Origin of the sequence: Comamonas sp. w2-DMI, from assembly GCF_040187735.1 — a bacterium.
GTDB classification, from domain to species: domain Bacteria; phylum Pseudomonadota; class Gammaproteobacteria; order Burkholderiales; family Burkholderiaceae_C; genus Comamonas; species Comamonas terrae.
This window is the reverse complement of record NZ_JBANEL010000001.1, coordinates 550,649-571,873: the sequence shown is the minus strand read 5'-3', so window position 1 is coordinate 571,873 and position 21,225 is coordinate 550,649. Positions and strand designations below refer to the sequence as shown.

20 protein-coding genes are annotated in these 21,225 nt (G+C 65.5%); 5 read left to right on the top strand and 15 right to left on the bottom strand.

Annotated features, from left to right (window positions below; all coding sequences use genetic code 11):
• Positions 1 to 311: 311 nt before the first annotated feature.
• From V8Z74_RS02530 to V8Z74_RS02480, 11 genes are all read right to left on the bottom strand, one after another.
• Positions 312 to 1,814: a DegQ family serine endoprotease gene (locus V8Z74_RS02530; RefSeq protein WP_349707762.1), complete on the bottom strand. Its 1,503-nt coding sequence runs from the start codon at positions 1,812 to 1,814 to the stop codon at positions 312 to 314.
• Between the two features lie 366 nt (positions 1,815 to 2,180).
• Entirely contained in the window at positions 2,181 to 2,951 is a 771-nt protein-coding gene (locus tag V8Z74_RS02525; protein WP_349707760.1) for a sigma-E factor negative regulatory protein, read from the bottom strand.
• A gap of 51 nt (positions 2,952 to 3,002) precedes the next feature.
• Positions 3,003 to 3,632, bottom strand: a complete 630-nt coding sequence (rpoE, locus tag V8Z74_RS02520; RefSeq protein WP_066472676.1) for an RNA polymerase sigma factor RpoE — start codon at positions 3,630 to 3,632, stop codon at positions 3,003 to 3,005.
• 802 nt (positions 3,633 to 4,434) lie between these two features.
• Positions 4,435 to 5,679, bottom strand: a complete 1,245-nt coding sequence (fabF, locus tag V8Z74_RS02515; protein WP_349707758.1) for a beta-ketoacyl-ACP synthase II — start codon at positions 5,677 to 5,679, stop codon at positions 4,435 to 4,437.
• Between the two features lie 38 nt (positions 5,680 to 5,717).
• Entirely contained in the window at positions 5,718 to 5,957 is a 240-nt protein-coding gene (gene acpP / locus V8Z74_RS02510) for an acyl carrier protein (protein ID WP_003058049.1), read from the bottom strand.
• Between the two features lie 157 nt (positions 5,958 to 6,114).
• Positions 6,115 to 6,858: a 3-oxoacyl-ACP reductase FabG gene (gene fabG, locus V8Z74_RS02505; RefSeq protein WP_066472691.1), complete on the bottom strand. Its 744-nt coding sequence runs from the start codon at positions 6,856 to 6,858 to the stop codon at positions 6,115 to 6,117.
• Entirely contained in the window at positions 6,855 to 7,799 is a 945-nt protein-coding gene (fabD, locus tag V8Z74_RS02500) for an ACP S-malonyltransferase (protein ID WP_066472695.1), read from the bottom strand. Before fabD ends, fabG begins: the two co-directional genes overlap by 4 nt.
• A gap of 51 nt (positions 7,800 to 7,850) precedes the next feature.
• Positions 7,851 to 8,831, bottom strand: a complete 981-nt coding sequence (locus tag V8Z74_RS02495; protein WP_066472707.1) for a beta-ketoacyl-ACP synthase III — start codon at positions 8,829 to 8,831, stop codon at positions 7,851 to 7,853.
• A gap of 9 nt (positions 8,832 to 8,840) precedes the next feature.
• Complete coding sequence (gene plsX / locus V8Z74_RS02490) at positions 8,841 to 9,881, bottom strand: phosphate acyltransferase PlsX (RefSeq protein WP_349707755.1); 1,041 nt, start codon at positions 9,879 to 9,881, stop codon at positions 8,841 to 8,843.
• Between the two features lie 189 nt (positions 9,882 to 10,070).
• Positions 10,071 to 10,253: a 50S ribosomal protein L32 gene (gene rpmF, locus V8Z74_RS02485; protein WP_012207072.1), complete on the bottom strand. Its 183-nt coding sequence runs from the start codon at positions 10,251 to 10,253 to the stop codon at positions 10,071 to 10,073.
• Between the two features lie 244 nt (positions 10,254 to 10,497).
• Entirely contained in the window at positions 10,498 to 11,052 is a 555-nt protein-coding gene (locus V8Z74_RS02480) for a YceD family protein (protein ID WP_349707753.1), read from the bottom strand.
• Positions 11,053 to 11,077: 25 nt separating this feature from the next.
• Between V8Z74_RS02480 and V8Z74_RS02475 the strand changes: the two genes are divergently transcribed.
• Together V8Z74_RS02475 and V8Z74_RS02470 are read left to right on the top strand one after the other, a co-directional pair.
• A complete protein-coding gene (locus V8Z74_RS02475) occupies positions 11,078 to 11,686 on the top strand; it encodes a Maf family nucleotide pyrophosphatase (RefSeq protein ID WP_349707751.1) in 609 nt (202 codons plus the stop codon).
• Complete coding sequence (locus V8Z74_RS02470; RefSeq protein WP_349707750.1) at positions 11,683 to 12,474, top strand: SAM-dependent methyltransferase; 792 nt, start codon at positions 11,683 to 11,685, stop codon at positions 12,472 to 12,474. The genes V8Z74_RS02475 and V8Z74_RS02470 overlap by 4 nt, the downstream gene beginning before the upstream one ends.
• A gap of 103 nt (positions 12,475 to 12,577) precedes the next feature.
• Here V8Z74_RS02470 and V8Z74_RS02465 read toward each other — a convergent pair whose 3' ends face one another.
• From V8Z74_RS02465 to V8Z74_RS02450, 4 genes are read right to left on the bottom strand one after another with little or no spacing between them, the layout of a single operon-like run.
• Complete coding sequence (locus tag V8Z74_RS02465; RefSeq protein WP_349707748.1) at positions 12,578 to 13,621, bottom strand: S49 family peptidase; 1,044 nt, start codon at positions 13,619 to 13,621, stop codon at positions 12,578 to 12,580.
• Between the two features lies 1 nt (position 13,622).
• Positions 13,623 to 14,000, bottom strand: a complete 378-nt coding sequence (locus V8Z74_RS02460; protein WP_349707746.1) for a Rieske (2Fe-2S) protein — start codon at positions 13,998 to 14,000, stop codon at positions 13,623 to 13,625.
• A gap of 8 nt (positions 14,001 to 14,008) precedes the next feature.
• Complete coding sequence (locus tag V8Z74_RS02455) at positions 14,009 to 14,701, bottom strand: HAD-IA family hydrolase (protein ID WP_349707744.1); 693 nt, start codon at positions 14,699 to 14,701, stop codon at positions 14,009 to 14,011.
• A gap of 8 nt (positions 14,702 to 14,709) precedes the next feature.
• Positions 14,710 to 15,714, bottom strand: a complete 1,005-nt coding sequence (locus tag V8Z74_RS02450) for an RluA family pseudouridine synthase (protein WP_169798038.1) — start codon at positions 15,712 to 15,714, stop codon at positions 14,710 to 14,712.
• A gap of 604 nt (positions 15,715 to 16,318) precedes the next feature.
• Here V8Z74_RS02450 and V8Z74_RS02445 point away from each other — a divergent pair.
• The 3 genes from V8Z74_RS02445 (at position 16,319) to V8Z74_RS02435 (ending at position 21,210) form a co-directional block, all read left to right on the top strand.
• Positions 16,319 to 19,294 (top strand): Rne/Rng family ribonuclease, encoded by a 2,976-nt coding sequence (locus V8Z74_RS02445; RefSeq protein WP_349707742.1) that lies wholly within the window; start codon positions 16,319 to 16,321, stop codon positions 19,292 to 19,294.
• A gap of 160 nt (positions 19,295 to 19,454) precedes the next feature.
• Positions 19,455 to 20,240, top strand: coding sequence for a peroxide stress protein YaaA (gene yaaA / locus V8Z74_RS02440; RefSeq protein WP_349707741.1), 786 nt, complete (start codon positions 19,455 to 19,457; stop codon positions 20,238 to 20,240).
• 73 nt (positions 20,241 to 20,313) lie between these two features.
• Positions 20,314 to 21,210, top strand: coding sequence for a 2OG-Fe(II) oxygenase (locus V8Z74_RS02435; protein WP_066472737.1), 897 nt, complete (start codon positions 20,314 to 20,316; stop codon positions 21,208 to 21,210).
• The last annotated feature ends 15 nt before the right edge of the window (positions 21,211 to 21,225 follow it).

Genomic DNA, 21,225 nt, shown 5'->3' with positions numbered 1-21,225 from the left:
TTGGGACTTCATTGTAGGCAAAACGGGCCGCAAACCAAGACCCAGCAAGGCTTGACAAGCGATCCAATGTGTCTGCCGAATTCATTTATCAACAGCTTGTTCACAGAGATATTTCGCTCGTTTGCCCATCAGTGGCCGGAAATTGCAAGGGCTTTTGCACCGCCTGGAAACCGCTGAAATCAGCCGTTTTTTTGCGTCCAACCACCATGCATTTGCGTGGGATTCTACCCAATGGCATAGGGACACTACCCGAGAGGGGATGAACCCGCCTTGACAGCCGCCGGTTCATCCCGTTCGATAGCACCCGAGGCTTACCTGGCGGGGCGGATCAGCACGTACTGCGCCCATTCGCCGCGGCGCACCAGCACGTTGACGGGCTTGGCCTTGTCGGCCTTGGCCCAGGCGGCCTCGAAGCTCTTGAGGTCGGTCACTTCCACATTGGCCAGCTGCAGGATGACATCGCCCTCGCGCAGGCCGGCGCGGGCCGCAGCGTCCGTGGCAGCCACCACCCTGACACCGCCCTTGATGGCCAGCTCCTTCTTCTGGGCCGCCGTCAGCTCGCCCAGCGTCAGGCCCAGGGGCTTGTTGATGATGGTGCCCTGGGGCGAGGACTTGCTGCCCGGTGCCTTGGCCTTGGCCGCATCGTCGGGCTCCACCTCGGCGATGACCAGGTTCAGGTCCTTGTTCTTGCCGCGGCGCAGCACGGACAGCGTGCTGTGCGTTCCCGGCTTGGTGTTGCCGACCATGCGCGGCAGGTCCGAGACCTTGTCGATGGGCTTGCCGTCGAACTTGGTGATCACGTCGCCCGCTTCCACGCCCGCCTTGGCGGCCGGCGAATCCGGCTCCACGGCCGACACCAGCGCGCCCTGGGCCTTGCCCAGGCCGATGGACTCGGCGATTTCCTTGGTCACGGGGCCGATCTGCACGCCGATGCGCCCGCGCGTGACTTTGCCTGTGGCGCGCAGCTGGTCGCTGACGCGGATGGCCTCGTCCACGGGAATGGCGAAGCTGATGCCCATGAAGCCGCCCGAGCGCGAATAGATCTGGCTGTTGATGCCCACCACCTCGCCGCGCATGTTGATCAGCGGGCCGCCCGAATTGCCGGGATTGATGGCCACATCGGTCTGGATGAAGGGCAGGTAGTCGCCCGTGTCGCGCTGCTTGGCCGAGACGATGCCGGCCGTGACCGAGTTCTCCAGGCCGAAGGGCGAGCCGATGGCCATCACCCACTCACCGACTTTGAGCCGGTTCACATCGCCGATTCTGACGGCCGGCAGGCCCTTGGCATCGATCTTGACCACGGCCACGTCGGTACGCTTGTCGCTGCCCACGATCTTGGCCTTGAACTCGCGCTTGTCGGTCAGCGTCACGATGACCTCGTCCGCGCCTTCGACCACATGGGCGTTGGTCATCACATAGCCGTCGGGCGTGAGGATGAAACCCGAGCCCACGCCGCGCGGCTGCTCTTCCTCGCTGGGCGGGGACTGGCGCGGCGAACGGCGCGGCATATTGGGCATGGGCAGGCCGAAGCGGCGGAAGAACTCCAGCATGTCCTCGTCCACGCCGAGACTGTCGTCGCCGGGCGCGACCTTCTCCAGCGTGCGGATATTGACCACCGACGGGCCGACCTGGTCGACCAGATCGGTGAAATCAGGCAGACCGCGGGCCGTGGCAGCGCTCTGGGCCTGCGCCGTAGCGAACGGCAGCATGGCAGAGGCTCCGGTGGCGGCCACCGCCAGGGTGCTGGCGAGCGCTGTTGCCGATGCAGCGGCCGACGCGCGGGTTTTGAGCGACTTCCAGGCAAATGTGGTCATGGTCATCCTTTCCTTGTTCGAACCTCGAAACCGGCCTGTCCGCGCCGCGCGCGCCACCGGCTGATGCAGTCTTGCCGACACCCATTCTGGCAAAGCCCGGGCCCGCCACAAAGCGCAGAAGCGTCAGCCATGGCGCCGGTGGTTGCGGGCCGATCGGCCACGGCGGCGAAACGTCCCGCCCACAGCCGGCAAGCCGGCCGCCTGCCTCGACCAGGGAATCAACAAAAAGATAGCTTCTTGCGCCGAGAATTCAAGCACTTGAAGCACAAAACATGGTGAAAATTTTACAGATCAAGCGCCAGCTGCTCTTTTTTTAAAAGCAACCGGACGCCGGTCAGTGCAGGCGCTTGGCCTCCCCCCTCTGCCTCAGGGACGCTGCGCGGGCCGCATGCTGGCAAAGTTGGCATTGCGCAGAAAGCTGGCCGGCATCTGGAGATTGGGGGCGCTGCTGTACTGCGGATGCGAGGCCAGCAGCTCGTCAAGGCGCGGATCGCGCAGCATCACGCTCTGGCCATAGGGGCCGGCCACGGCCACCACGGAGGAGGACTGCGCCTGCTCGCCCAGCGGCAGCTCACTCGCGCCGGCATTGCCGGGCGCCGCCGGAGCTGCGGCCATCAGCGCCGAAGCCTGGGGAGCACCCAGGCCTGCCAGCTGCACAGGCGGTTGCTGGCCGGGGCTGCCGAGCATCACGCTCCAGCCGATGGCCGCCACGGCCGCCACCGAAGCCACGCCGGCCGCCATCTTCCAGCGGAACACCGAGGCATTGGCCGCAGAGCGCACCGGGAACGCCACCACGGGCGCACCATTGCCCACCAGCCGCTCCGAGGCATGATCGCCGGAGGGCGGCACCACCTGCTCCAGCTGCCCCAGGGGCAGGCCATCGGCTAGGCCGGACACGGCTTGGCCGGGGCGTGGCTCGCGCGCCATGAGCGCACGCACGCCCGGGAGCACGTCGTGCTGGCTGTGGTGCGCCAGTTCGGGGGAGCGCAGCACGTCGCCGATCAGATGGTACATGCGCCAGGATTGCTGGCCCTCGTCGCTTTCGGCATAGGCCAGCACGGCCTGCATCTGCGACGCGGATGTTTCCCCATCGACCAGGGCGGAGAGCTGTTCACGTTGGATCAGATCGTCGTTCATGGAATTCACCTGCTCATCTTGCTTGCCCGCTTCACGCGCATTCATGCATGTTTACCAGCGCTTGCCGCTCTGGCGCTCCAGCAAAGGCTTGACCCTGGCTGAAATCGCCTCGCGCGCCCGGAAAATGCGCGAACGCACCGTGCCGATAGGGCAATTCATGGCTGTGGCAATCTCTTCATAGCTCAGGCCCTCGATCTCGCGCAGCGTCACCGCCTGGCGCAGATCCTCGGGCAAAGCCTCCATCGCCGCATTGACCGCCTGCGCAATTTCCTGGGCGGCCAGCACGGTTTCCGGAGTTTCTTCGGTGGTTAGTTCCTGTCCGAAGCGAGAAGTTTCATCCTCGTCATCCCCAGTGTGTAACGCGCTCTCGGTCAGCACGGGCGAGCGCTTGATGTCCTGCAGCGCCTTCTTGGCCGTGTTGACCGCAATGCGGTACAGCCAGGTATAGAACTTGGCCTCGCCGCGGAACTGGTGCAGCGCCCGGTAGGCGCGGATGAAGGTTTCCTGCGTAACATCCTGCACCTGGTCCTGGTCGCGCACCATGCGCCCCACGAGCCGCTCTATGCGGCGCTGGTATTTGATGACGAGCAACTCGAAGGCCCGCGTATCGCCGGCGTTGGCACGCTCGACCAGGGCCAGATCGCTGTCTGCAGAAGGGGTCGGGAAGTCGGGAGGTGTCATGAAAGCCTGTGCAGCGCGCCGCCGCCAGGCGCAGAACCCATCAGACGCCTCAGCCATCCAACCGGATTCCGTGAAGAGTCCCGGCGGCAGGCCCCGCGTTCGCAGCAGCTGCTCATCCAGGCTCCGGCATCGGCGCAACTGGCGAATATACCGCACGCCGCAAATCGCCCCAGCGCCCGGGATTCTGGCTTTCGCACAAATACAGCCGATATACCTTGCACCGCCGCCCCCTTCCCGGCCCATCCCCGATGGCGCAAGCTTCTATCCATAGCCAGGAGCCGCCATCCAAGGCCACATGCAGCAGCACGCCTGCCGGCTCCGCGGCTCCCTCCGAAGCTTCCTGCCTCAGCGTCCAGCACTCGCCATCCCAGAGCAGGCACCCTGCGGGCCAGAGCCGGTGCTGCTGCCGCAACGCCAGGGCGGCCCACAGCAAGCAAAGCCCCGCCATGCCTTGCTGCAGCGCGCTGGCCTGTGGCTGCGCGGCCCAGCCCAGCATGACGGCGGCCAGCCCCAGCCAGCAGGCGATGGCGGCCTTTCCTGCCCAGTGCGGGCGCTGCGCGGCATAAGCCACTGCTGGTGGCCGGTAACGTGTCGTCATGGCTGCAGTGTGCAGCCCGCCGCCACCGGGGACGACCAGGCAAACCCGTGAAGCGTCGACACAACAGAAAATGCATCGCCCTGCCCCCTTTCATGCAGCCGCCGCTCCCACACCGGCCCTCCCGGGGGACACTTCGGCCTTGGGGCAGGCGCAACAAAAAAGCCCGCCTCTTTCGAGAGCGGGCTTTGAATTGTCCAAACGATTTCAGACGCGCTTGAAGACCAGCGTGCCGTTGGTGCCGCCGAAGCCGAAATTGTTCTTCACGGCCACATCCAGCTTGGCATCGCGTGCGATGTTGGCGCAATAGTCCAGATCGCACTCGGGATCCTGGTTGTCCAGGTTGATCGTCGGCGGAATCTTCTGGTCATGCAAAGCCATGACGGTGAACACGCTCTCGATGCCGCCGGCCCCGCCCAACAGGTGGCCGGTCATGGACTTGGTCGAACTGACCACCAGCTTCCTGGCGTGGTCGCCCATGGCCGCCTTGATGGCGTTGGACTCGTTCACGTCGCCCAGAGGGGTGGAGGTGCCGTGCGCATTCAGGTAGTTGACCTGATCCTGGTTCACACCGGCGTTGCGCAAGGCATTGAGCATGGCGCGGTGCGGGCCGTCCATGTTGGGAGCCGTCATATGGCCGGCATCGGCACTCATGCCGAAGCCTGCGAGCTCCGCGTAAATCTTGGCGCCACGGGCCTTGGCGTGTTCGTACTCCTCGAGCACCATCACACCGGCGCCTTCGCCGAGCACAAAGCCGTCGCGGTCCTTGTCCCAGGGGCGCGAGGCAGCCTTGGGGTCGTCGTTGCGCGTGGAGAGCGCACGCATGGCAGCAAAGCCGCCCACGCCCAAGGGGGACACTGTGGCTTCAGTGCCGCCGGCAACGACGATGTCGGCGTCGCCATATTCAATCATGCGTCCCGCTTCGCCGATGCAGTGCAGGCCCGTGGTGCAGGCAGTCACGATCGACAGGTTCGGCCCCTTGAAGCCGAAGCGCATGGACACATGCCCGGCCACCATGTTGATGATGGAGGCAGGCACGAAGAACGGCGTGATGCGGCGAGGGCCGCGCGCCGCCAGTTCTGCGTGGGTGTTTTCGATCAGCGGCAAACCGCCGATGCCCGAGCCGATCACGCAGGCGATGCGTGTCGCCAGGTCTTCGGACAAGGCTTCGCCCGTGGGCAGGCCTGCATCCAGAACCGCTTGCTCCGCAGCCGCTATGCCGTAATGAATGAAGGTATCCATGGAGCGCGCATCCTTGGCGCTCATGTATTTCTCCACATCAAATCCCTTGACCTCACCTGCAATCTTGCAGGAGAAGTTCGACGCATCGAACTTGGTGATGAGGTCAATGCCGGACTGGCCGGCCAAAAGATTGGCCCAGGCTTCGCCCACCGTGTTGCCCACGGGGGAAATGCAGCCCAGGCCGGTCACGACAACGCGACGACGGCTCATGCGTTCAAACCTTTAACTGATCGCTCGGAAAAGACCTGTCAGGCCTTTTGGTGGGTGTTGGCGTAGTCGATGGCGTTTTGCACCGTCGTGATCTTTTCGGCGTCTTCATCGGGAATTTCGATGCCGAATTCATCTTCCAGGGCCATCACCAGCTCCACCGTGTCCAGGGAGTCAGCACCCAGGTCAGCCACGAAGGCCTTTTCGTTGGTGACTTGAGACTCTTCCACGCCGAGTTGTTCGGCAATGATTTTTTTGACACGTGCTTCGATATCGCTCATGGTTTCCCTCTGGGGGTTGTGAATGAACCCGCGATTCTAGCCGTTTCGGGCAAATACCCGTGGCGGCTGGCCGTCGCGAGGAAACGGCCTGTGAACTTGCAAAATTGCAATGGATCTGGCAGTGGCGGCAAAATCGCCTCCCGGCTGCCCGATGGAATTACATGTACATGCCGCCGTTGACGTGCAGTTCCTGCCCCGTCACATAGCCTGCGCCCGCAGATGCCAGATAGGCGACCGCATGGGCGATGTCGCTGGGCTGACCCAGGTCGCCCATGGCGATCTGCGCCTTGAGCGCTGCCTTCTGCGCCTCGGGCAGGTCGGCCGTCATGTCGGTGGCGATGAAGCCGGGGGCCACGCAGTTGACGGTGATGCCGCGGCTGCCCAGTTCCTTGGCCAGCGCCCGGGTCATGCCGGCCACGCCGGCCTTGGCGGCCGCGTAGTTGGCCTGGCCGGCATTGCCCGAAGCACCGACCACGCTGGTGATGCTGATGATGCGGCCGAAGCGCTGCTTCATCATGGGGCGAATAGCCGCACGGCTGACTCGGAAAACCGCCTTCAGATTGGTATCGGTGACGGCATCCCAGTCGTCATCCTTCATGCGCATGGCCAGGGTGTCGCGGGTGATGCCGGCGTTGTTGACGAGCACGTGCAGGCCGCCGTCGTTCTTGACGATGGAGTCGACCAGCGCATCCACGGCAGCGCCGTCGGTCACGTTGAGCGTGACGCCGCGGCCCCCGAAAGGCGCCAGTGCCTGGGAGATCTTTTCGGCGCCGGAATCGGTGGTGGCCGTGCCGATCACCTGATAGCCGCGCGAGGCCAGTTCCTGCGCGATGGCAGCGCCGATGCCGCGGGTGGCGCCGGTCACCAGGGCAACTTGAGGCTTGGTCTGGTTGTCAGTCATGCGAGCAATTCTTTCACGTCGGCCAGCGTGGCCGGGTCATACAGGGCGGCACCCGTCAGGTCCGCGTCAATGCGTTTGGTCATGCCGGCCAGCACCTTGCCGGGGCCGCACTCGACCAGATGGCTCACGCCGCGCGCCTTGATGGCCTGCACGCATTCCACCCAGCGCACGGGGCCGAAGGCCTGGCGGTACAGCGCATCGCGGATGGCATCGGCATCCGTCTGGACAGCGACGTCGATGTTGTTGACGACCGGAATCTGGGGCGCGGCCAGCTGGAGCCCGGCCAGTGCAGCCTTGAGCTTCTCGGCCGCAGGCTTCATCAGGCTGGAGTGGAAAGGCGCGGACACGGGCAGCGGCAGTGCGCGCTTGGCACCGGCAGCCTTCACGGCTTCGCAGGCCTTTTCAACGGCCAGCTTGCTGCCGGCGATCACGGTCTGCGAGGGGTCGTTGAAATTCACGGCTTCCACGACTTCGGCGCCGCCGAGCTGGGCCGTCACCTCGGCGCAGACGGCCTTGACCTTTTCGGCCTCCAGACCCAGCACGGCAGCCATGCCGCCGGTGCCCACGGGCACGGCATCCTGCATGGCGGCAGCACGCAGGCGCACCAGGGGAGCAGCCTGGGCCAGCGTCAGCACGCCGGAAGCCACCAGGGCCGAATATTCGCCCAGCGAGTGGCCGGCCACGGCCTCGGGCACAGCGCCGCCTTCCGAACGCCAAACGCGCCAGGCGGCCACGCCGGCCACCAGCATCACGGGCTGGGTATTGGTTGTCAGCGCCAGGGCTTCCTTGGGACCTTCCTTGATCAGCTGGCCGATGTTCTCGCCCAGGGCATCCGAAGCTTCGGCCAGGGTCTGGGCAACGACGGGATGGTCGCCCCAGCCGTCCAGCATGCCCACGGACTGCGAGCCCTGCCCGGGAAACACAAATGCGAACTTCTTCATATTTCTTGGTATTGAAAGTACTTGAACCGCTTGTCCACCAAGCGCCTGAAGCTACATCTTGAGGAGCACTGCACCCCAGGTGAAGCCACCTCCAACGCCTTCCAGCAACACGGTCTGGCCAGGCTTGACCTGGCCGGACCGCACGCCGTGGTCCAGCGCCAGCGGAATCGAGGCCGCCGAGGTGTTGCCGTGCTGATCCACGGTCACCACCACCTTGTCCATGGACAGCTTGAGCTTGCGCGCCGTGCTCTGCATGATGCGGATATTGGCCTGGTGGGGAATCAGCCAGTCGATGTCGGCATCGGTCAGCCCCGCCTTTTCCAGCGTGGCGCGCGCCGCCTTGTCCAGCACGCCCACGGCCAGCTTGAACACGGCCTGGCCATCCATCTTGAGCAGGGGATCGCCCAGCACATTGCCACCCGAGACATTGCCCGGAACGCACAGAATGCCTACATGGCTGCCGTCGGCATGCAGCTCCGTGGCCAGGATGCCCGGAGTTTCCGAGGCCTCCAGCACCACGGCGCCGGCGCCGTCGCCGAACAGCACGCAGGTCGTGCGGTCGTTGAAGTCGAGGATGCGGCTGAACACCTCGGACCCCACCACCAGCGCGCGTTTGGCCACGCCGGTCTGGATCATGGAATCCGCCACGGACAGCGCATAGACGAAGCCGCTGCACACGGCCTGAACGTCGAATGCCGGGCAGCCATTGGCAATGCCCAGCTTGTGCTGCAGGATGGCCGCGGTCGAGGGGAAGACCATGTCCGGCGTGGAGGTGGCCACGATGATCAGATCGATGTCCTGCGCATTGATGCCGGCGGCCTCGATGGCCTTGCGGCTGGCCTGCAGCGCCAGATCGCTGCTGGCCACGTCGGGCTCGGCAAAGTGGCGCGCCCGGATGCCGGTGCGCTCGACAATCCACTCGTCCGAGGTTTCGATGCCGCGCTGGGCCAGCTCGGCAGCCAGGTCGTTGTTGGTGAGGCGGCGGGGAGGCAGGTAGCTGCCGGTGCCGATGATGCGTGCGTAACGTCTCATGTCTTCTAATTAGGGCGCCGACGTCTCTTGTTCCGTCTGCGCAGCCAGCAGCAAAGGTGCGGCGACGGCAATACGGCTGCGGACACGGTCAAGCAGGTTGTTGCGTGCCGCATCATACGCGCGGTTGAGCGCATGCTCGAAAGCGATGGCATCCGCCGATCCATGGCTTTTGAACACCAGGCCGCGCAGGCCCAGCAGGGCCGCGCCGTTGTAGCGGCGGTGGTCCACGCGCTTCATCAGCGCAGTTAGGACCGGATAGGAAATGATGGCTGCGATTTTCGTGAAGATGTTGCGCTTGAATTCCTGCTTCAGGATGCCAGAGATCATCGAGGCCACACCTTCGGTGGACTTCAGCGCCACGTTGCCGACAAAGCCGTCGCAGACCACGATATCCACCGTGCCCTTGAAGATGTCGTTGCCTTCCACGTTGCCGTAGAAATTCAGCGCCTTGGCTTCGCCCGCCGCGCGCAGCAGCTCGCCGGCACGCTTGATGACTTCGCTGCCCTTGATCAACTCCTCGCCGATATTGAGCAGGCCCACGCTGGGCGCCTCGTCGTTCTTGAGCGCAGCGACCAGGGCCGACCCCATGACCGCGAACTGCAGCAGGTGTTCTGCCGTGCAGTCCACATTGGCCCCCAGATCCAGCATGGTGGTGTCGCCGCCCTTGGCATTGGGCAGGCCGAACGCGATCGCGGGGCGGTCGATGCCATCCAGCGTCTTGAGCAGGTAGCGCGAGATCGCCATCAGCGCACCCGTGTTGCCGGCCGACACCGCCGCACTGGCAGCGCCGTCCTTGACCTGGGCAATGGCCACGCGCATGGAGGAATCCTTTTTCTTGCGCAGCGCAACTTCCACCGGGTCGTCCATGCCGACGACTTCGCTCGCGGCAACAATGCTGGCGCGCTCGTGCCTGAAGGCAGCCAGTTCGTCCGGCTTGCCTACCAGCAGCAGGTGGGCATCGGGATGGGAATCCAGAAACTGACGGCACGCAGCCAGCGTGACGCGGGGGCCATGGTCGCCCCCCATGCAGTCAACAGCCAAAGTGATCATGGGCGACTGACAGATCCATTAAGTCCAATAGGGCTCGGGGTGAAAGACAGGCAGGCCGCAAGGCCTGCCAGGATACTCACAAGACGCCTGCCCCGCCTGCGGCGGCCAAAAATCTTGTGGGTATCCCTTAAACACGAAAGCCCGCGCTACAAATTTTGTAGCCGCGGGCCTTGCGAGATCTGTCGTCGCTTAGGCTTCGGACTTGTTCTTCAGCACCTGGCGGCCACGGTACACGCCGTTGGGGCTGATGTGGTGGCGCAGGTGGGTTTCGCCGGTGGTGGGCTCCACAGCGATGCCGGGCACATTCAGTGCATTGTGCGAACGGTGCATGCCGCGCTTGGAGGGAGACTTCTTGTTTTGCTGAACAGCCATGATGGCTCCTGTGTATCTTGAAAGGGTTGGTAACACGACCCACGCAAAACAGGTCAGGCAGATGCTTGCCCTGAGGACACCACCACTGGCGCATCCTTGTTTACGTAAATCCTAAAAAAACGCGATCAGCCCATTAAAGACACGAGGGGATTCGCGCGAAGCTCACGATTATAGCGCAAACGCTTTTCGCGGCTTTCGGCAATCCGATTTCCCCACTTATCTCCTTGGGACCTGCCCGCAGCCATCAGTCGGCAGACTTGCCCACATCCAGGGAGCGCAGCACGGCAAACGGATTTTCCTTCTGCTCGTTGGCCTGCTCGAAATCGGCATCGCTGGACTCCAGCTTGACGGGCACGGGGCAAACGTCATGGCGCGGCACCACGGGCACCTCCATCAGCAGCTCGTCCTCGATCAGCTCCAGCAGATCGAATTCGCGGCTCAGGGCCAGCACGTCCTCCTCGCTGTCGTCGTCTTCCTGCTCCGCCAGAGCCTCGTTGGCCACGAAGCGGAAGGACCGGTCCACCAGCAGCGGGATCGATGCCGCCGTCAGGCAGCGCTGGCAGACCATGGGCAGATCCACCTCGGCCGTCACATGCAGCCATACCTGGCCGGCGCCGCCGGTTTCGGGGACGAACTCGCCCTCGGCCTGCCAGCGCACTTCGGGCTGCGCGCCACCGTGCGGCTGTGCATCTTCGGCCAGCCGCTTGAACGCCGACAATGGCGCCTGACCTTGCAGATGGCCTTCGGCTTGCGCAAATGCGCGCACATCCAGCCGGGTCGCAGAAAAATCCTTGCTCATGCAGCCAGTGTAAGAGAATCCCGATATGCCTGACTCCTTCATTGCCGAGCGCCTGCCGCGCGCTCTGATCCTGGGCTCCACTTCGCGCTACCGCCGGGAACTGCTGAGCCGCCTTCAATTGCCGTTCGAAACGGTATCGCCCGAGGTCGACGAAACGCCGCTGCCCGGCGAGACGCCGTACGACCTGTCCCTGCGGCTGGCCCGCGCCAAGGCCCAGGCCGTCGCAAAGCTCCACCCCGGAGCCCTGGTGATAGGTTCCGACCAGGTTCCGGAAATCGACGGCCAGCCGCTGTCCAAGCCCGGCACCCATGAGCGCGCCACCGAGCAGCTGCGCCTGATGAGCGGCCGCCAGATGAATTTCCACACCGGCGTCTGCGTGGCGTGCGCCGAGACCGGCTTTCTGCAGGCCGACGTGGTGACCGTGCAGGTGCGCTTGCGCACGCTGGACGATGCCGCCATCGAGCGCTATCTGCGCGCCGAGCAGCCCTACGACTGCGCGGGCTCCGCCAAGAGCGAAGGACTGGGCATCGCCCTGCTCGACGCCCTGACCAGCGACGACCCGACGGCCCTGGTCGGCCTGCCCCTGATCCGCACCTGCCAGATGCTGCGCGCCGCCGGAGTGGTGCTGCCATGAGCGGTACCGCCACGACAGTGCCGGCAGGCACGCTCTACCTGGTCCCCGCACCGCTGGATTTCGGCTGCGACAGCCAGGCGCCGCTGACCGAGGTGCTGCCCGAAGGCACGCTGCGCACGGCTGCCGGCCTCACGCACTGGATCAGCGAGAACGCCAAGAGCGCGCGCGCCTACCTCAAGCGCATCGACACCCTGCATCCGCTGGCGGTGCCGCTGCAGGCGCAGAACATTGCCGAGCTGCCACGCGAAGCCCACAAGAAGGGCGACCATGGCAACAAGGGCGCAGCCGTCTTCGATCCCAAGCCGCTGCTGGCGCCGCTGCTGGCCGGGCATGACCTGGGCCTGATCAGCGAGGCCGGCATGCCCGCCGTGGCCGACCCGGGCAGCTCCATCGTGCGCTGCGCCCACGACCTGGGCATCCGGGTGGTGCCGCTGATCGGCCCCGTGTCGCTGCTGCTGGCTCTGGCGGCCAGCGGCCTGAACGGCCAGAACTATGCTTTTGTGGGCTATCTGCCCCAGGACGCCGGCGAGCGCACCAGCCGCATCAAGGAGCTGGAAGCCCTGGCCCTGCGCCAGGGCCAGACCCAGCAGTTCATCGAGACACCCTATCGCAACGCCGCACTGTGGCAGGCCCTGCTGCAGACCCTGCAGCCCAACACCCGGCTGGCCATCGCCGGCGGCCTGACCCTGGCGACGGCGCGCATAGAAAGCCGTCTGGTACGCGAGTGGCGCCAGCGCAACGCACCGCCGGACAACCGCATGCCGACGGTGTTCTGCATCGGCCGCTGAACATCCTCCAGCAAAAAATCCCGTGGCATGGCACACGGGATTTTTTATTTCATAGCATTCTTCGCTTGGCCTGCCTGGCCTGGAGGCACTTTCTGCAGGGAATCTAGCGAATCTGCGGCATCAGATTGCGCATAGCCTGGACCGAACCTTCGCCCACGGCGGCGCCAAAGCGCTTGGCCAGGCGCTCGGCCACGTTGTCGCGGCGCGTGTAGTCCACCACTTCCTCGGCCTTGACCACTTCGCGGGCGACATAGTCCACGCTACCCAGCTTGTCCGCCAGCCCCAGCGCGATGGCCTGCTGGCCGGTCCAGAAAAGGCCGCTGAAAAGCTCGGGCGTCTCATGCAAACGGTCGCCGCGGCCTTTCTTGACCACGCCGATGAATTGCTCATGGATCTGGTCGAGCATCTGCTGCGCATATTCATGCTGCTTTGCAGACATGGGACTGAAAGGATCCAGGAAGCCCTTGTTCTCGCCAGCAGTCAGCAGGCGGCGTTCCACGCCTACCTTGTCCATCACGCCCGTGAAGCCGAAGCCGTCCATGAGCACGCCGATGCTGCCCACGATGCTGGCCTTGTCCACGAAGATCTCGTCGGCCGCCGATGCGATGTAGTAGGCGGCCGAAGCGCAGCTTTCCTCCACCACGGCATAAAGCGGCTTGTTGTACTTGGCCTTGAGGCGCACCATCTCGTCGTTGATGATGCCTGCCTGCACGGGACTGCCGCCGGGGGAGTTGATCAGCAGCACCACGGCGCGCGAACCCGAGTCCTCGAAGGCGCTGCGCATGGCGGCCACGATGAGCTCGGCGCTGGCATTGGAGCCCGAGGCGATCTCGCCCTTGATCTCCACCACCGCCGTGTGGGCGGAAGTGCTGGTGGTCGTGGTCGCGTCCTTGAAGAAGATCAGCCACAGCGCCAGCAAGACCACGACGGACCACAGCAGGCGCCCCCAGAAGCGCCAGCGGCGCGCGGCGCGCTGCTCCTTGATGGTTGCGAACACCAGCTTTTCCAGCACCTCACGCTCCCAGCCGGGATTGGCTGCCGAAGCAGCTGCAGGCGCGGGCGCCGCCGAGGCTTTGGACCACAGGTCAGCGCCCGGCGTCATCGAGGCGCCGGAGCTGTGGTCGTCCGGTGTGTTTGGAGCACTCATCTCAAAATTCCAAAGGTTTCAACTGGGGACCAGTATGCCAGCGCACCATGCCGCCGCTCTCGCTGAGCGCGATTTTCACCAGGCCGCCGCGGCACGGGCCGCCCACGCAGGCGCCCGAATCCGGCGCATAGGCGGCGCCATGGGTGGAGCACAGCAGCCAGTTTCCGCTGTCGTCGAAGAACTGCCCTTCCTGGTAGTCCATTTCCATGGGCACATGCGTGCAGCGGTTCAGGTAGGCGTGGGGCCGGCCTTCGAAGCGGATGGCAAAGGCCCGCGCCGCCTGCCCGGCATAGACCACATCGAAGCCATGGGCGCGCCCGCCCTCCACCAGCGCGCTGCTGGGGCACAGCTCGATGGCTTCGCTGGTGAATTCAGGCATGACCAGGCTCAGGCATTTTCCAGCAGCCAGCGGTGCAGCTCGGCCACCGATTCCGCAATGAACAGCGGTCCCAGCGCGCCGAACTGATCCGGCGCATGCGCGCCATAGGACACGCCGACCGAAGCGCAGCCCGCGTTCACGGCCATCTGCAGATCGTGCGTGGTGTCACCGATCATCAGCACGCGCTCGGGCTCGACGCCGAACTCGGCCATCAGCTCCTGCAGCATCAGCGGGCTGGGCTTGCCGGCCGTCTCGTCGGCCGTGCGCGAGCCGTCGAAAATGCCGCGCAGCTGCTCGTCCTGGAATGCATGGTTGAGTCCCATGCGGCTCTTTCCGGTGGCCACCGCCAGCCAGTGGCCGCGCGTGCGCAGCTCCATCAGCAAAGGCAGAATGCCCTTGAACAGGCAGATGTCGTTCTGGTGCTTGAAGAAGTGGTAGCGGTAGCGGTTGCCCAGCTCCGCATGCTTTTCCGGCGGCACGTCGGGGGCCGCATGCGCCAGCGCCGGCATCAGCGCCATGCCGATCACATACGAGGCCTGCTCGTCGTTGGGCACGGTGCCGCCGACATCGCGCACCGCCTCCTGGATGCTGCGCGTGATGATGGCCGTGGAATCGGCCACCGTTCCATCCCAGTCGAACGCGATCAGATCGAAGCGGCGCGGTCGCTGGGCGCTATCTTTTTCCATAACAAACAAACTCATGCGGTCTTTCAGGCCACGAAATCGGCCAGCTCCGGCGGCAGCTCGGCCCGGAGCTCCAGGCGCTCGCCGCTGGCGGGATGCATGAACTGTAACCGCCACGCATGCAAAAACATGCGCTTGAGCCCCTGCTTTTGCACACGGCGGTTGAGATCGAAATCGCCGTATTTGTCGTCGCCCACGATGGGATGGCCCTGCGAGGACAGGTGCACGCGGATCTGGTGCGTGCGCCCGGTCTTGATCGTGACCTCCAGCAGGCTCATGGCCGGCAGGCCCTGCAGCGGGCGCGGTTCGATCAGCTTGCGCACCTTGACCAGCGTGATCGAGCGCATGCCCTCGGGGTCGTCGGCCGTGGTCACGCGCACGCGGCGCTCGCCGTCGGCCTGAAGATACTTGTGCAGCGGCAGGTCGATCACCTTCTTGTTGGCCGGCCAGGTGCCCTGGACCAGGGCCAGATAGGTCTTGCCGGTCTCGCGCTCGCGGAACTGGTCCTGCAGGTGGACCAGGGCCGAGCGCTTCTTGGCCACCAGCAGAATGCCCGAGGTCTCGCGGTCCAGCCGGTGCACGAGCTCGAGAAAGCGCGCCTCGGGACGGGCCTGGCGCAGCTGTTCGATCACGCCGAAATTCACGCCCGAGCCGCCATGCACGGCCACGCCCGCAGGCTTGTCGATGGCGATCATGGACTCGTCGTCGAGCAATGCGGGAAAGTCCTTGGCCGGCGCAGGGCGTTGCGCCTTCTCGGCCACTTTTTCGGAAATCCGCACGGGCGGCACGCGCACCATGTCGCCGGCCTGCACGCGCGTTTCCGCACTGGCGCGGCCCTTGTTGACGCGCACTTCGCCACTGCGGATGATGCGGTAGACATGGGTCTTGGGCACGCCCTTGAGATGGCGCAGAAGAAAGTTGTCCAGACGCTGTCCCGCGGAATCGGCATCGACTTCGATCAGCCGCACGGAAGCTGCGGCTGCATGCTGGGACCGGCTCGTTGCCGGTTTGCCCTCTATAATGTGTTTCACCTGTGCCGAGATAGTTGTAAGTGGTTGATTCGCATGGAGTTTAGTCCAATCAGCCATTTCCCGCCGCACAGGCAGGTCGATGCCCGCCGGTTTTGCACACACAAATTGCAGTAAAGATGGACTGCAAAAGTCGGTGAAATGCTGGCAAAGGCTGACAAATCGAAACACTGATACGGAATCTCATCACCGGCAGTTGCAGCAGGCCTGGCGCCACCGACTGCCGGTAGTCAAAGCGAGCATGTGGATCTTCTGGACATGGATGATTGAACTGTGGAGCAGCGCGATGCTTGCTCCCGGAGTTCGTCGTGTCCAAAAGCGACCACCCACCTCCTTCGCACGTGCAAAAGCTCCGGGGGTGACGCCCTGGATCACGCGTTTGTCTGCACGTCCCCCCTCGCTCGTTCCCCGGCCTGTGCCCCTGCGACTGACTTGAGACAAGCCAGTCGCACTGCAGCACCCCGCAGATTCCCTTTCGTTTCGACGCGTCCGTCTGGCATCTCGGCTCCCATGAGAGCCTGTCTTTGATTACCAGTCAAAGGCACGTCGGTCGACGGCATGTGGCCGCAGACCGGCGTGCCCCCAAAACGATTAGAGGAAACGCATCATGAAACGGATGCTGATTAACGCCACACAGTCCGAAGAACGCCGCCTGGCGATTGTGGACGGCCAGAAGCTGCTGGACTACGAAATCGAGATCGAGGGCCGCGAGCAGCGCAAGGGCAATATCTACAAGGCGGTCGTGACCCGCGTGGAGCCCTCCCTGGAAGCCTGCTTCGTGGACTACGGCGAGGACCGCCACGGCTTCCTGCCCTTCAAGGAAATCTCCAAGCAGTACTTTGCCGAAGGCGTCTCCCCCAGCCAGGCCCGCATCAACGACGTGATCCGCGAAGGCCAGGAGCTGATCGTCCAGGTCGAGAAGGAAGAGCGCGGCAACAAGGGCGCAGCCCTGACCACCTTCATCTCGCTGGCCGGCCGCTACGTGGTGCTGATGCCCAACAATCCGCGCGGCGGCGGTGTCTCGCGCCGCATCGAGGGCGAGGACCGGGCCGAGCTCAAGGAGGCCATGGACCAGCTCGAATACCCCAAGGGCATGTCCATCATTGCGCGCACCGCCGGCATCGGCCGCACTGCGCCCGAGCTGCAGTGGGACCTGAACTACCTGCTCAAGCTGTGGAACGCCATCGACGGCGCCGCCAAGGGCGCCAAGGGCGCCTTCCTGATCTACCAGGAATCGAGCCTGGTGATCCGCGCCATCCGCGACTACTTCAACAGCGACATCGGCGACATCCTGATCGACACCGACGACATTTACGAGCAGGCGCAGCAATTCATGGCGCACGTCATGCCCGAGCACGCCGCCCGCGTCAAGCGCTACCGCGACGACGCGCCGCTGTTCAGCCGCTTCCAGATCGAGCACCAGATCGAGTCGGCCTACTCGCGCACCGTGACCCTGCCCTCGGGCGGCGCCATCGTGATCGACCATACCGAGGCACTGGTCTCCGTGGACGTGAACTCGGCCCGCGCCATCAAGGGCGGCGACATCGAGGAAACCGCCACCCGCACCAACCTGGAAGCCGCCGACGAAGTGGCGCGCCAGATGCGCCTGCGCGACCTGGGCGGCCTGATCGTGATCGACTTCATCGACATGGAGGAGAGCAAGAACCGCCGCGAAGTGGAAAACCGCTTGCGCGACGCGCTGCGCCAGGACCGCGCCCGCGTGCAGTTCGGCACCATCAGCAAGTTCGGCCTGATGGAGATGAGCCGACAGCGCCTCAAGCCCGCCCTCTCCGAAGGCGCGCACATCAACTGCCCGCGCTGCGGCGGCTCCGGCCACATCCGCGACACGGAAAGCTCGGCGCTGCAGATCCTGCGCATCATCCAGGAAGAGTCCATGAAGGACAACACGGCCGCCGTGCACTGCCAGGTGCCCGTGGAGGTGGCCTCCTTCCTGCTCAACGAAAAGCGCAGCGAAATCACCAAGATCGAGCTCAAGCAGCGCGTCAACGTGATCATGGTGCCCAACAAGTCCATGGACACGCCGCACTACAAGCTCGAGCGCCTCAAGCACGACGATGCGCGCCTGGAATCCATGGAAGCCAGCTACAAGCTGGCCGAGGAAGCCGAGGACGTGACCACCGTCACGCGCCGCTCGCAGGAGCCCACCAACAAGCAGACGCCGGTGATCAAGGGCGTGCTGCCCGATGCTCCCGCGCCGGTGGCCGAGCCCCGTCCGCCGCGCCAGCCGCGCCCCCAGGCCGGTGCGGCTGCGCCCGCTCCTGCGGCCGCGCGCCCCGTGGTGCGCGAGCAGGGCTTCTTCGCCTGGCTCAAGAACCTGTTCGGCTTCGGCACGCCGGCGCCCGTGGCCGCCCCGCAGCCCGTGGCGGAAACCCCGGCCCGCGAGAGCCGCGAAGGCCGCCGCGGCGACCGCAACGAACGCTCCGATGGCCGCCGCCGCAACGGTGAACGCACTGGCGAGCGTGCGGAACGCGGCGAGCGCAGCAATGAACGCGGCGGCGAGCGCCAGGACCGCAACCGCCGCAACGGCGCCGGCCGCGACGCCGAGGTGCAACGTGGCGAACGCCCTGAACGCAGCGAGCGCAGCAATGAACGCAGCAGCGAGCGCAACGAGCGTGGCAACAACCGCCGTGGCGGTGAGCGCCGCGAGCGCGAGGACCGACGCGAACAGGGAGCCGAATCCGCGCTGAACACCGGCGAGGAGCTCAACCAGCAGGCCGGCGAAGGCCGCGGCGAACGCAGCCGCCAGGAACGCGGTGAAAACCGCCGCGAGCGCCAGCAGGACCGTCAGGAACGCCAACCGCGCTCCGCGGAGCAGCAGCCGGCCGATGAAGCGGCCGTGAATGCGGGCAATGCACAGCCCGGCGACATTGCAGGCGAAGGCGAGCAGACCCGCGAGCCGCGCCAGCGCCGCTCGCGCGACCGCTACGGCCGCGACCGCCGCGACCGTAGCGAGCGCGGCGACCGCGTCCCTCGCGACGCCGAGGCGCAGGCCGGCTTTGCGCCCGAGCAGGGCGAGCTGATTCCGCAGCCTGTAGCCGCCCTGGACGATACCGCCCAGGAGCAGCCGGCACGCCGCAGCTACTTCGACACGGCTTCGGCCCAGCCCATTGCCGTACCTGCGCAAGAGGCCATCGAAGTGCAAGCACCCGCGCTGGCCCCGGCCGCCACGGAGCAAGCTGCTGCTGCTGCGGTGCCTGCCCCGGCTGCCGAGCCTGTCGTGACGGCCGAACAGGCGCCCGCCCCGGCCGTGGAAGCCGTGGCCGAGCCGGCACAGGCGCAGCTCGCCACGCCTGCGGTCTACGCGCTGCCGATGGCCGAGCTGCAATCGCTGGCATCGGCCTCGGGCCTGCAGTGGATCAACTCCGACCCGGAAAAGGTCGCGGCCGTGCAGGCCGCCATCGCTGCCGAACCCAGGCCCGTGCACATTCCGCGCGAGCGTCCCCCGGCCATCGTGCTGGACGAAGGCCCGCTGATCCTGGTCGAGACCCGCAAGGACCTGAGCCATATGCCGCTGCCATTCGAGCAGGCGGCCGTCGCCAGCTCCATCGGCGCAGCCCGCTGATTGCATGGACCGGTCGAGCGAAGCCTGCAAGGCATCGCTCGGCATGGACATGGCATAAAACGCCGCTGCCGCACCGGGGCCAATGGCCTTGTCCGATCCCGGGCAAGGCTCTTGGCCCCGTTTCTTTTCCCCCGAAACATCAACGTCCACAGCCCCCGCCATGCTGTTCCTGATCTCCCCCGCCAAGTCCCTGGACTATGAAACGCCGCTGCCCAAGGACCTGCCGCATACCCTGCCCGTCTTCAAGCAGCAGCCGCTGGAGCTGATCGAGGTTCTGCGCGGCAAGTCGCCGCAGGAGCTGTCCGAGCTCATGGGCATCAGCGACAAGCTGGCCGTGCTCAACGTGGCGCGTTACGAAGCCTTCAGCGCCCGCTTCACCGCCGGCAACGCGCGCCAGGCCGTGCTGGCCTTCAACGGCGACGTGTACGAAGGGCTGGATGCGCATTCGCTCAAGCCCCGCGAACTGGACTGGGCCCAGGAGCATGTGGTGATCCTCAGCGGCCTGTACGGCGTGCTGCGCCCGCTGGACTGGCTGCAGCCCTATCGCCTGGAAATGGGCACCCGCCTGGCCACGGACAAGGGCAGCAATCTCTACCAGTTCTGGGGCTCGCAGATCGCCGACTACCTCAACGAACGCAGCGCGGCCCAGCCCGAGGCCGAGCGCGTGGTGGTCAACCTCGCCTCGCAGGAATACTTCAAGTCCGTGGACCTCCAGACGCTCAAGGCGCCCGTGGTCGAGTGCGTGTTCGAGGATTTCAAGGGCGGCCAGTACAAGATCATCAGCTTCTACGCCAAGCGTGCGCGCGGGCTGATGGTGCGCTGGGCCGTGCAGCACAGGGCCAGGCGCGTGGCCGATCTGCGCAAGTTCGATCTGGACGGCTATGCCTATGCCGCCACGGCATCCACGCCCGGGCGCCTGGTGTTCCGCCGCAAGGTGTCGGGCTGATGCCCGAGAGGGTTCTGCCCGCAGAACACCCCCAGGTTTGAGTTTCCACGGCACGCGCACTAGCATCAAGGCCATGAGCTCCACCACCAATGCCGCTTCCTCCGTTCCCGCCGGACTGACGCCCGAGCTGATGCAATGGGTGCAAAGCCAGAGTGCTGCAGGCGTGCCGCTGCCGGCCCTGCTGCAGTCCATGCGCGACGTGGGCTGGCGCGAGAATCTGGCGCGCCGTGCGCTGGGCCTGCCCGAGGAAGGCGAGCTGCCGCCGCCGTTCACGGCCGCGGCCCGGCCGCACGGCGCCACGGCCTCCCAGGCAGGCAGCGTGCCCGAGCCCGGCCTGCAAGGCGATCCCTGCTGCATACAGGTGGACGGCCACGAGGTCCATGTGCTCATGAGCCTGCACAACCCGCGCATCGTGGTCTTCGGCAATCTGCTCACGGCACAGGAGTGCGAGGCCATCATCGAGGCCGCGCGTCCGCGCATGCAGCGCTCGCTGACGGTGGACAACTTGAGCGGCGGCGAAGCCGTCAACGACGACCGCACCAGCAACGGCATGTTCTTCCAGCGCGGCGAAAACGAGGTGGTGCGCCGGCTGGAGGAGCGCATCGCCCGATTGCTGAACTGGCCCGTGGAAAACGGCGAAGGCCTGCAGGTGCTGCACTACCGGCCCGGCGCCGAATACAAGCCCCACCATGATTACTTCGCGCCCAACGAGCCGGGCACGCCCAGCATTCTCAAGCGCGGCGGCCAGCGCGTGGGCACCCTGGTCATGTACCTGAACGAGCCTGCGCGCGGCGGCGGCACCACCTTCCCCGAAGTGCCGCTGCAGGTCATGCCGCGCCGCGGCAATGCCGTGTTCTTCAGCTACGACCGGCCCGATCCCGCCACGCGCACCCTGCACGGCGGCGCCCCCGTGCTCGAAGGCGAGAAATGGATTGCCACCAAGTGGCTGCGCGAGCGCGAATTCAGATAAAAAGCCAGTCCAACC